We start from the raw sequence: 12132 nt of genomic DNA on the forward strand, positions 1-12132 counted from the left end.
TATCCTATAAGCAACCGCGCAAAGATACGAAAAAAAATCAACATACCAAAACAATTTTTAAATTGTTAATTGTTAATTATCACCCTGAAATTAGTCTTTGATTACTTTCCCTTCGGGGAAGGAGGATTCGTTACTTGTCACTATTCTGTATTTTCTTATCATACTTGGCATAGAGGAAGGAGGCTATCATGAGCAGTACCCCTAATATAACCAATACCACTACCTTGGAGAGGGTGCTTAGGTGCGCTATATCATAGAAGAATAGCTTGAGCAAGGTAAAGAGAATCAAGCCTATACTGGCTATACGAAGATACTTCTTACTTTGGCGTATGCCCTGCACCAGCATGACAACCCCATAGAGTACCCATAAGATGCTTAGTCCCAGCTTATAATTAGCCGTTGTACTGAGCAGTTCCGACCAGTGAAGCCACTCGCTACTGGCCACCCATAGGATTACCCCACAGAGCACCAATTCTTGTGACTTTTTGTTTTTAAAACTGATAGCCTCCGATTGGAGCAACTTATAAGTCTGCCAAGACAACAAGCCGAAAGCCGAGAGGGCGATATAGCGAATGGCTACAGGCATTAGTGTATGGGGGGTATCGCTTAAGAAAAATTCTCTGAGTTCACTTAGCAGATAAAGCCCTCCGGTGAGCATCAAAAAAATAAGTACTAAGTTGGATATCAAGTTATAAAACATGATTTTCTCCTTTTGAACATAGCGCCTATCTATCCAGGAGAAAAGTGCCATATAGGCCATGGTATAGACCAAGAGCCACATATGTTGGAAACACTCCAAGTTATAGAGCGGCATGCTTTCAAGTGTATCCTCTCTGTAGGTAAGGTTAATCCTTATCTGCCAATAATCATATATTTCTATATAAAAAGTTGCGTATAGGATTACAAATAAGAGTATATTGATGATATAATCAAACTTTTCATTAGCTTTTTCCCTATGATGGCTATTGATATAAGAAATTCCGGCTACAATAGCGGAATAGACCACCGAATTGAGAAAGGTCATATTCAGAAAGGCCTTTACCTGCTCAGGTTCATAGCTGACTTGTTCTTCCATTTCTGCCCAGTTATCCCAAAGGCTTAGGGTCGCCAAGGGCAGCAGTACATAGGAGATAAGCTCATAGAGACGAATTTGCTTGACACGCCCGACCCAAAAGAGTCCCCCTGCCTCCATCGCCCAAAGGAAGGTCGTCCAGTTCCCTTCAAAATAGATAGGAATGGTAAGGGTAGCAAAGGATATGGAGAGGATCAGGCTAAGATATTTCAACTGCTGCGAGGCCTTTCTACTGCGGGTATAGTAATAGATTGCAAAGTGGAAAAGCGCATTGGCCAGGGTAAACAAAGTGGGATAGCTACGAAAATCGGTAAAAACCTTCTCGAAGCTAAAAGAAAGCCCCAAGCCATAGAATAGCAAGGTATTGGAAAGCAAAATCAGAATATCTCTGGTGGAAAAAATATCTTGAGAGAACCATTTGCGCGCTATAAAGGCAAAATGGAAGATCAAGAAATAGAGACATAGGAAAGAGAAATACATCCCTTGGTCTTGCTCATGGTTCATCACATGGAGGGAGAGGTAGAGCAGCCAAGTAAAGAAATAGGCCGAATGATAGAGCCACCGCCATTGCTTGTAGAAGGAGAGGATCAGAATCCCTACATTGATAAAAGCAACATAGGTCAGCAACACCCATACATGTCCGCCTCCAGTACTAAGCAAAAAAGGCACCGCATAGCCACCAACCATCCCAATAAGGGCTATCACTTGCTGATTGTAGCTTAAGGCAAAGCGAATGGTAGCCCCTGTGATACCCACCATCAGGGCAAAGGCTACCCCTATGGGAAACATCCCATAGAAGTCATAGGCCACATAGGTCAGGAAATAGAAGGCAGCCATCGCCCCACTGACCAGTACCGCACTGAATTTCTCATACTTAGGCTTAAGGTAATAGCCTACGCCAAAGAGCACTCCTGCGGTGAGGTACCCCAAGAGAATACGCATAACAGGGCTAATGAGGTCGTGATCGATAGAATACTTCACTCCGATAAACATCCCTATCAAGATAATGCCTATTCCTATCTTGTTAAAGAGATTACCCCCTATGAAGCGTTCCCAATCGGATTTCTTAGCCCACAGAGGAGGTTCTGTAGGCTTTTCCATAGCCACCACAGGAGTGGGTTTGGCCTCAGGCATGGGAGGAGCAGCCTTGGAATTTGGCATTTCAGGCTCGGGAGTAGAAGTTTCTATCTTAGGAGTAGAGATCGCTACCTTAGGAGTAGGGATTTCTACAATTCTTTCCTCTTTTTTATCTTCTATAGGAGCCACAATAGGTTCGGCGATAGGAGGGGCTATCACCTTCGGCGCCTCTGTAGCGGGAGAGAGGCGTTCCAATTGGCTTTGTATTTGTAAGACTTTTTGGTTGAGATAAGACTGATTGCGGAGGATGCCATCCAATTTATCATTCAACGAAGCCCATTGTTCGTCTGTAATCATACTTGCTAATTTGTCAATGAAATCATTTAAGCAAATTCCAACTGAGGAGATGTCTTGGAAGTGCTCTGTGACGTATTTTCGGTCTCTTCAGCCAGTTGGAAAACAAATTCCAATTCAGGGAATATTTTACCGGTTTCTTCGTAGTATTCCCTCATCTCATCCTTACAAAGATAAAAATCATCTATAGCCTCCTCTATAGTATTTCCATCGCCTATAAGTAAGAGATCTAATTCATTTTCATCCAAATAAACACCATAAGTACCATCTGTTCCTTTTTCTATAAATGCGGTCAATTTCATAATTCTATATTTTAATGATTACTTCTAAAACTATTTTATTTAAGTCCTGCTTTTTTTAAGATTCTATTGAGTGTTCCTACTTTCACTTCTTGGCTTTCATGGCGACTTGTAGGAAAGCTATCCTCACTAATGGGGCTATACCATATAGGGTGGCCTCCACCCTGTCTAATAACATAACAACCCGCTTCTCTTAATTTTTTATGCAGTTCTGAATATTTCATCTCTTATGACTTAGATAGGTGATGCAAAGTTACAATTTTTAATTCTTCCAAGCAAATATTCTCTTTTATTTTTAGAGATATAAGGGGCTGCCCGCAAGTGGGCAGCCCCTTATAAGGAGATAAAGAATTAAGGAAACATTATCGCCTTGGGAGGGCAGGTCTCTTTTGAGCAAAGATAAGCCTATGTGTCCTTGAATCAGAATTCATTCCCATGTTTCTAACCGCTTGCTGATAGTTAGCCACATTAAGCCCTGTATAAGTCAATGGATAGCCAATACGATCCGGAATTTCGTTAATATCCGCCTCCAAAGAGGTAAAGGTATAAGTGGTTCGTGTAGTACCATTCTCGTCTCTCTCTGGTATATTAAGATTTACCACATCTCCTACTTGGATCAAAGTTTTAGGATAACCAGTACGACGATATTCAGCCCAAGCCTCATTAGGATCCAAATATAAGGCAATATACTTTTGAGTCAGTACAGTAGCCTTGGAAGCCTCAGGTAGGGTCTCCATATAATCTGCTATTCTTGCATCACTTACTTTCCACTTTTTCATAGAAGCACGTACTCCTTCTTCGTATTTAGCCTGGTTCCAACCTCTGATTTCAGAAAGGATAAAGCATACTTCTGCATATTCCATAACAGGTTCTTTAGTATCCTTTTTAAGAATACTTGAGGCAAAATGAGAGATATTACTTCCACTTCCAAACTGTTCTCCTGTGGTTCCTTCTGCCATTCCATAAGGCATACCTGCATATCTTGACACATTGATAGGATCCGCTGGTGCTGCATTTTGGTAATACCCATCTAGAACCCACCATTTATTAAGTCCTGTTGGAGAAAAATATTTCTCTATACGAGGATCTACACCAGCAGTTACATGAGTGTCATTCGCTTTTTGGTTACGTCCTGCAAGGAGATCTACAAAACTATTGGAAGGCGTATAGTCTAAACGATTGTCTATAAAATAATCTTGATGAATAGGGCCACAATAGTCATAAGAATTTTCATAAGGAAATTCTATATTTTCATCAGATTGTAATAGTTCATCATCATATCCTGCTGCATAATAATCAATAACCTCTTTAGCAGCCGCTTCCAGATCAGCATCATTGACATAAGTACCATCTATATATCTTAGGTGGTTGGCAATACGCAAGCGTAAGGAGTTGGTAAAGTGTTTCAATGTACCTATACTTTTGAATAGGAAATCTCCTTCTGGAAAAACTCCCGAATCATCTGTTAAAGTATTAGCCTCTGTTGCTTCGTTTAAATCATTGGACACCTGTTTTAGGGTTTGGAGCAAATCCAAATAAATATCCTTTTGAGAAGCATATACTGGAGTGATATACTTATCAGTCTGTAAGGCTTGGAATTTAGGGTTATTTCTCTGAATATCAGAATAATAAGGTACATCCCCAAAGGTTGCTACTAATATACTAAAAATATAGGCCATATAGGTACGGGCAGCAGCTATTTGCGCTATATTGCTTCCTCCTTCTTCTTCGATCACATAACCTGTTTTGGGATCCCTATTCAGGTCTATGATTTTCTTTAGGTTATGGGCTCTTTTGTAGCTCTGTTGCCATATACCCTCCCCTACAGAGGGAGTATTTATAAAGCGGCTTTCCTTGGTATAGGTAGTTTGGGCTGAATATTGCATCCAGGTACGTGCTGTAGTGGCTGAATTTTGCTGTTTGTGTAGGTTATACATAAAGCCATAAGTAGCATTGGCAAACAGCGGCCCAGTTAGGAATTCTTCCGGATCGTTGGGACTAGTATTGATCTTTTCAAAGTCCTTAGTACAGCCCCCCAATAGCATTCCAGCTGTTAATAAAGATATTATAATTCGTTTCATACTTTTTCTTTGTTTAGATTATTATAATTGTATTCCCACAGAGAGGGTATAGCTTTTGGTGGTAGGAAGAGAGGAGTCACCGATACCATAATTGTAAGCGGCGGTTTCCGGATCCATACCATCCCAGTCAAGACCTCCTGTCCAAAGGTTATAGCCAGAGAGGGTAAAGTTCAAGCCTTTGATATGTTTTGTTTCAGGTAGGGGCACTGAATAAGAAAGGGATAGACTACGGAGCTTAATATAGGAAGCATCGAATACCCCTTGTTCAGCTATTTGTTGATAGAAAGACGTTCCATACTTCTTAGCGGAGATCCACTTGTCATTAGGAAGTCCAGCCTTTGGCGTGCCTGGTGCAAATACCCCAGGAAGGAGTACCCCTCTTTGTCCTAATCCTTCAGGGCCATTAGGATCCGGTTCTCGGCTACCATTGGATACTGATTCTCGAAGAGAACCGGCATTCATACCCAGCATATAAGCTCCTGAAAAGTACTTACCTCCATGTTGGTGATCGAAGGTAAAGGAAAGACTAAAGTTGCCATAGGTAAAGGTATTGGTAAGCCCTGTGGTAAAGTCAGGATTGATATTCCCTAATAGTTTTTCTTCGGAACGTAGGTAAGTACCTTCTTGATCTACCAAACGGTTTCCTTTGTCGTCATACTTATAACCTTGTCCGTAGATTTCTCCAAAAGGACGACCTTCCATAGCATAAAGATTTACATTTCCAAAGGCATCCCAACTTACTTTGTAGCGAGAGATCCCAGGGGCTAACTTGATAAGTTTATTCACGTTTCTAGAAAAGTTCCAGTCGATATACCAGCCAAATTTTTCAGTTTGTATAGGGGTAGCCGAAAGGGTGATTTCGAAACCTTTGTTGGACATTTCTCCAGTATTTACCTTTTTAGAGGTATGTCCGTTAGCTGGGTCTACTGGCATAGAGATAATCAGGTCTTTGGAAAGTGCATCATAGAGGGAAAGCCCTAAAGTAAGACGGCTATCGAAGAATTGGAGGTCAAGCCCTGCTTCCCAAGTTTCCTTTAGCTCTGGCAATAGGTCTGGGTTGTTGATCTCATCGTTGATACCATAGTTAGGTACCCCATGCAAAGGTTGGTTAACCACAGGATAATTCTTAAGTACATAAGGGTCGGCATCGTTTCCTACTTGAGCCCAACCGGCACGTACCTTACCATAAGTAAACCATGAAGGTAAGTTCTTAAAAGAATTGGTAAACACATAAGAGAAGGTAGCGGAAGGATAGAAGATGGGTTTGGAAACAGTAGAGAACCAGTCATTACGTCCAGTAAGTTCCAAAAAGGCGGTACTTTTATATCCTAAAGAAGCCATCCCATAGACACTGTTGGTACGTTTCCATGTAGATTTGGAATAAGCAGTTGATTTTTGTCGGCTATTAGTTACGGAATAGAAGTTAGGTACCACCAAACCCCCATTGGTAAACCCTCCAGCTACTTCATATCTGTTTTCTGCACGAGCTGTTCCTATAAAAGTATTGAGCGTAAGGATATCCTTGAGTGTTTCCCCAAAATCAGGATTATAGTGCAAGCGCGCTTCATAGTTGAATCCTGAGTTATAAGAGTTGTATTTACTATATTTTGATTCTTCCATAGAACCCACTGCTATCCTTTCTTCAGTCATAAGGCTATACACATCCCCATATATCTTTCCGATAAGGTATAATTGATTGGTAAAGTTATAGGTAAAACCTATATTCCCGAAAAAGCGGTGGGTCTTATCATTATTCGTTTGCTTATTGATAATCCAATAAGGGTTATCTGTAAATCGAGGACTTGCATTATCCCAAGCACCACGGTTCCAGGTACGAGGTTTTCCATCGGGATCCATATAGTACTCTTTCAGTTTTTTGTAATCCAACTGTACCTGAGTATTTCCATATAGAATACGAGCCAAAGTATTTTGGGTATAGCTGTATTGAGGATTGAAACGGGTCGTGATGGAGTAGTTCAAGCCTCCTTCTACTTTGAGTTTAGAAGAAAGATCTGAGGTAAAGCTGAAAGACATATTGGTTTTGTCCATTTCGGTAGTAGGGACAATACCAGTGGTTTCACTATTAGCTAAGGAGAAACGCAAGTTGGTTCCGGAGAGGGAACGCGTAATTGAGATGGAGTTATTGGTTGTAATCCCTGTTTGGAAGAAGGTCGTTACATCGTTTTTAGGCTTTTCCCATGGTACCAATTTGTGGTAGTGTTGGGGAAGATATTTTTGATCAAAGGCATACCAAGGGAGATACATCGTTCCATCCAATTTAGGTCCATAGTTCTCATCTTCATCATATCTTGCTACCTTTTGATCGACACCATCTATTTCTGCTGTTTTCCAAGTAGGAGCAAACCCCCCTCCGTATTCATTTTGTAGCTTAGGTGCTATGTCGGGTCTTTCGAAAGTCACATAGGAGTTAAAGTCGATAGAGGTTTTCCCCCCTTACCGGATTTGGTAGTATAGAGGATTACCCCATTAGCACCACGGCTTCCATAGAGAGCAGTAGCAGCACCACCAGTGAGTACGGTTACAGACTCGATATCATCTTGGTTGATTTCGGAGGCCGCATTTCCATATTTTTCACCCATTTCGGCCATAGGTACCCCATCAATCACTACAAGCGGTTGGCTACTACCGGCTACGGAGCTAGTCCCACGAAGGGTCATTTTAGTTTGCCCCATACCACTACCAGCGGCAGCCAATCCTGCGGTTTTTCCTTTGAGGTCATCCCCTCCTTCCAGGGTAGTATCGGAGTAGCCTTTGGCGTTGGCATCACGCTCAATACCGAGGGCACCGACGGTTTTGGCATCTTCGGAGACAAGGGCGAGCACTACATCAATAGTAGTTTCCAATCCTACTTTCCTTTGAACATTCTGATAGCCCTGAGCGGAGAATTGTAGGGTTTCTTCGGCTAGGGCCTCAATGGAGTAAGCTCCCTCGGCTGAGGTAGTGGCCGTACGGCTAGTACCCACCACAAGGACAGAGGCACCGGCCACTGGCTTCCCTTTGCTGTCCTTCACACTCCCGATGACGGTCTGCTGTGCAAAGGCCATTGTCGTAAAGACAAGGGAACAGATCAAGAATAATTTTTTTAAGTTCATATCTCTTTATGAATTTTGATTAGCGGTTCAAAGATACGAAATCTTTTCCATACCACAAGGACAAAAGCAGTGATTTTTTGTGGTTTTTTGTGTTAAATTTGCGTTTTTATTCCTATGACACACTAAATCAATTCTTTCGAAGAGAGCAGGAAATAAGGGTGTTTTTATCCTTTTGACTTATGGTTAAATCTAAATATTTAAGAAGTCTGCTTGAGGTGTCCATTCTAATTCCCACATAATATTTCACGAGCTTTTTTCCTTACTTCTGTATAGGGAATTAATAGTCCATTATCGGCTTGTTCTATACCTTTTTTTATAGTATCTATCTGAGCTTTTGTAAAATACGTCTCATCCTCCTGAGAGAAGATTTGCTTTTCATCACACCCTTTTTCAGTCAAAAGTGTATCTTTAGCACTGGGAGATTTTATTAATGTATCCATAGTATAGTTATTTTTTCTGCAAAGATACGACTTTAATTATAAATAACAAATTACAGAACTGGCCTCTGACCTTTAGTTGTTGTCTTGTTGAAAACTCGGTTGAAAACTTATCATCAGTGGGCAGCTATACCATAATTAGGATGGCCTCCTCCTTGTCTAATGATATAACACCCTACAGCTCTTAGTTTTTTATGTAGTTCCGAATATTTCATCTTGTAGCACTTAGATAAGTACTGCAAAGTTACTATTTTTTTGCCGAGACACAAAATAAATTTGATATAGTAGGATTTTTTTCTATAAAGTGCCCCTGTACTTTATTCCTTGATAAGTACTTCTAATTTCTTGGCTATATCCTCGGATGTAGGCAATAATTCCTTATACACATCGGGTAGTTCGGGGGAGAGCTTATATGTTGCTACTCCTATGGGCATTGTCGAGGTCTTGAGGGCATATTCTACAATTGTCCTGTTTTTGGATTTGCAAATGATGATGCCTATAGCAGGGTTCTCATGTGGCAATTTAACCGTCTCATTCAGCACATTGAGATAGAACTCCATCTTTCCCTTATATTCAGGCTTAAATTCTCCTATTTTTAGTTCCACAGCTATCATTGCCTGCAGGCGGCGATTGTAAAGCAATAGGTCGATAAAGTATTCTCTGCCATCCACCTCCAATCGGAACTGATTACCAATGAACGAGAAATCCGTACCAAATTCCATTAGAAAAGCACGAATATTCTGAATGACTGCTTGTTCCAACTCATATTCTGAATGCCCCTCGTTTAATCCTATAAAGTTCAATATATACTCATCCTTTACAGCAAGGACTGCTTGATTGCGAATATTTTCGGGTAGCGTAGTATCGAAGTTAGTTTGTCCAAGCAAAAAACTCTCATACGTTTTCAGTTCGATCTTATGTATCAGTACATCTTTTGTCCAACCATATTTCTTAGTTGCCAAGATATAAAACTGTCTTTGTTGTGTTTGCTTACACTTGGTTAGAATAACAATATGCTTTGACCAGCTAATTTCTGCGACTAATGGTTGCAGAATTTCATTTGACTGATATTCAGTATAAAAGCGAGCCATATCCCACATGTTTCTTGCACTAAACCCTTGTATGCCAGGAAACTCCTTTTGAATATCTTCAGAAAGGCTTTCCACAACAGACCTACCCCATCCAAGTGCTTTTTGTTGTTCGGTAATACGCCTACCAATTTCCCAATAAAGAGCTATCATCTCTTTATTGACTGCATGAATGATTTCCACCATTGTTGATAACTCGGTTGATAACTTATCAAGGCTGTGGAAAAAGCCCTTCTTTTTCTCCTTACCTTTGTCTTACCACAAAAAAAGATATAGCCGTGATTTATTATTCTGACCTACAAATAGTTCTGCAAGAAGTCCCCGGACAGATTAGCTTGTGCATTAGCGTGACGGGCTGTCCACTGCGCTGCAAGGGCTGTCATTCGCCCTTCCTATGGAAAAAGGGGTCGGGTACGCCACTAACGGATGAGGTCTTCCTCGCTGCCTTAGAGCGTTATCGGGATATGATCTCCTGTGTGCTCTTTATGGGAGGCGAATGGGAAACAGAAGCTCTTATCCACAAACTACAAATTGCCCGCGCCTATGGGCTGCATACCTGTCTCTACACCGGACTTACCGAAGCACAGGTTCCCTCCCCTATCAAAGAGCAACTTACTTGGCTGAAGGCCGGCCCATGGATCGAAGCCTTGGGGGGCTTGTCGGCTCCTACTACCAACCAACGCTTTATAGAGGTAAGTAGTGGAAAAGTACTTAATGAAATGTTTCGACAATGACCAATGACTAATGACTAGTGACTAATAACTAACCACTAATCACTAAAAACTTATAAATCAACTTTTTATGATTCGACTTACACAAAATCAAATTCAGCAGAAGATTGACTTCATTAATCAATATCTGCATGCGGTAAATGCCGCCACAGCCTCTCAAGTGGATGCCAATGCGAATGTTACAAGCAAAAACATTGCTACCATGGAGGCGGAAATCAACAAGGATATCAACATCCAAATCAATCGGGAGCTGGTACGCCGCAAGATCTCAGAACTCTTCGGAGAGGAGCTCGCTGGGGAGTACATTCGCCAAATAGAGGCGCATGAAATCTATGTGCATGATGAGACTTCTCTCAAGCCTTATTGCGTATCCATCAGTATGTATCCCTTCCTCTTGGATGGGCTGATGAAGCTGGGTGGGGAGAGCCGTGCCCCTAAGCACTTGGAGAGCTTCTGCGGGGAGTTTGTGAATTTAGTTTTTGCCATCAGCTCGCAGTTTGCCGGGGCTTTGGCTACGGTGGAGTTTCTCCTTTATTTTGATCACTTTGCCGCCAAGGACTATGGAGAAGATTACTTGGAGACACATCCCAAGGTAATAGAGAACCACCTTCAGCATGTGGTCTATGCCATCAACCAGCCAGCAGCAGCCAGAGGCTACCAGTCTGTATTTTGGAATATCTCCCTCTATGATGAGCCTTATTTTGAGAGCATGTTTGGGGAGTTTGTTTTCCCAGATATGAGCCGTCCGAGCTATGACCGCCTCTTCAAGTTACAGCACTTCTTCCTTAAGTGGTTCAATGCCGAGCGCCTCAAGGCGATCCTTACTTTCCCTGTGGTGACTGCCGCTATGCTTACGGCCAAAGGCAAACCGGTGGATCAGGACTTTGCCCATATGTGTGCAGGAGAGCTGAGCGAAGGGAACTCCTTCTTCGTGTATCAGTCCGAGAGTGCCGATAGCTTGGCCTCCTGCTGCCGCTTGCGCAATGAGATTTCTGACCATACCTTCAGTTATTCCTTAGGAGCAGGAGGGGTAGCCACTGGGTCTATCAATGTGATTACGCTCAATATGAACCGCTTGGTACAGCAAAAACGCAATTTGGCAGAGGAGGTACGTAAGATCCATAAGTATCAGGTAGCTTTCCGCAAACTCATAGAGGAATACAAGGAAGCCGGCCTTCTACCGGTCTATGATGCGGGCTTTATCTCTCTTGACAAGCAGTTCTTGACCATAGGGATCAATGGTATGGTAGAGGCCGCTGAGTACTTGGACATTGCTCCTACCAATAATGAGCAGTATAAGGAGTTTGTGCGCCACCACCTGAAGATCATCTATGATGAGAACCGCAAGGCGCGTGAGCTGTATGGTTATATGTTCAACACCGAGTTTGTCCCTGCGGAGAACTTAGGGGTGAAGAATGCACTATGGGACAAGAAAGCAGGGCTTTTCTCTCCTCGTGAATGCTATAACTCCTATTTCTATGCAGTGGAAGATGAGCATGTGAATGTCTTGGACAAAATTATCCTCCATGGCAAGGAGTTTATCGAGTACTTGGATGGTGGCTCCGCTCTACACCTAAATTTGGAAGAGACTCCGAACAAGGAGGGCTTCCTAAAACTGCTCAATGCAACGGCCTTAGCTGGCTGTAACTACTTCTGTTTCAATATACGTATTACAATTTGTAACGAATGTAACCACATTGATAAGCGTACCCTCTTTGAGTGTCCTCATTGCCACAGCGAGAATGTGGATCACGCTACCCGTGTGATTGGCTACCTTAAGCGCGTGTCCTGCTTTAGCACTGCAAGGCAAAAAGAACACAAACTCAGACATTATCACGTTAAATAGTGACTAATAACAAATGACGAGTGACTAACCCTAA

At 42.0% G+C, this 12132-nt stretch carries 8 protein-coding genes and 1 pseudogene; 2 read left to right on the plus strand and 7 right to left on the minus strand.

The window, feature by feature from the left end:
• Positions 1-130: 130 nt before the first annotated feature.
• The 7 genes and pseudogenes from HMPREF1551_RS01675 to HMPREF1551_RS01705 all read right to left on the minus strand — a co-directional run bounded on the left by HMPREF1551_RS01675 (position 131) and on the right by HMPREF1551_RS01705 (position 9707).
• Positions 131-2506: a DUF2339 domain-containing protein gene (locus tag HMPREF1551_RS01675; protein WP_021627271.1), complete on the minus strand. Its 2376-nt coding sequence runs from the start codon at positions 2504-2506 to the stop codon at positions 131-133.
• 26 nt (positions 2507-2532) lie between these two features.
• A complete protein-coding gene (locus HMPREF1551_RS01680) occupies positions 2533-2805 on the minus strand; it encodes a hypothetical protein (protein WP_021627272.1) in 273 nt (90 codons plus the stop codon).
• Between the two features lie 35 nt (positions 2806-2840).
• Positions 2841-3026: a type II toxin-antitoxin system HicA family toxin gene (locus HMPREF1551_RS01685; RefSeq protein WP_021627273.1), complete on the minus strand. Its 186-nt coding sequence runs from the start codon at positions 3024-3026 to the stop codon at positions 2841-2843.
• A 138-nt stretch (positions 3027-3164) separates the two neighbouring features.
• The gene (locus tag HMPREF1551_RS01690; protein ID WP_021627274.1) at positions 3165-4883 is read right to left on the minus strand and encodes a SusD/RagB family nutrient-binding outer membrane lipoprotein; all 1719 of its coding nucleotides are present in this window, start codon (positions 4881-4883) and stop codon (positions 3165-3167) included.
• 21 nt (positions 4884-4904) lie between these two features.
• Positions 4905-7996 (minus strand): annotated as a pseudogene (locus tag HMPREF1551_RS01695) (SusC/RagA family TonB-linked outer membrane protein).
• A 224-nt stretch (positions 7997-8220) separates the two neighbouring features.
• The gene (locus HMPREF1551_RS01700) at positions 8221-8436 is read right to left on the minus strand and encodes a hypothetical protein (protein WP_021627277.1); all 216 of its coding nucleotides are present in this window, start codon (positions 8434-8436) and stop codon (positions 8221-8223) included.
• Between the two features lie 314 nt (positions 8437-8750).
• Positions 8751-9707: a YhcG family protein gene (locus HMPREF1551_RS01705; RefSeq protein WP_021627279.1), complete on the minus strand. Its 957-nt coding sequence runs from the start codon at positions 9705-9707 to the stop codon at positions 8751-8753.
• A 92-nt stretch (positions 9708-9799) separates the two neighbouring features.
• Here HMPREF1551_RS01705 and nrdG point away from each other — a divergent pair, with 92 nt between their 5' ends.
• Positions 9800-10255 carry an anaerobic ribonucleoside-triphosphate reductase activating protein gene (gene nrdG, locus HMPREF1551_RS01710; protein WP_034544110.1) on the plus strand — a complete coding sequence of 152 codons (456 nt, stop codon included), beginning with the start codon at positions 9800-9802 and terminating at the stop codon, positions 10253-10255.
• Positions 10256-10322: 67 nt separating this feature from the next.
• Positions 10323-12098 carry an anaerobic ribonucleoside-triphosphate reductase gene (gene nrdD, locus HMPREF1551_RS01715; protein ID WP_021627281.1) on the plus strand — a complete coding sequence of 592 codons (1776 nt, stop codon included), beginning with the start codon at positions 10323-10325 and terminating at the stop codon, positions 12096-12098.
• The last annotated feature ends 34 nt before the right edge of the window (positions 12099-12132 follow it).

This window comes from Capnocytophaga sp. oral taxon 863 str. F0517 (genome assembly GCF_000466425.1).
Classification (GTDB): Bacteria; Bacteroidota; Bacteroidia; order Flavobacteriales; family Flavobacteriaceae; genus Capnocytophaga.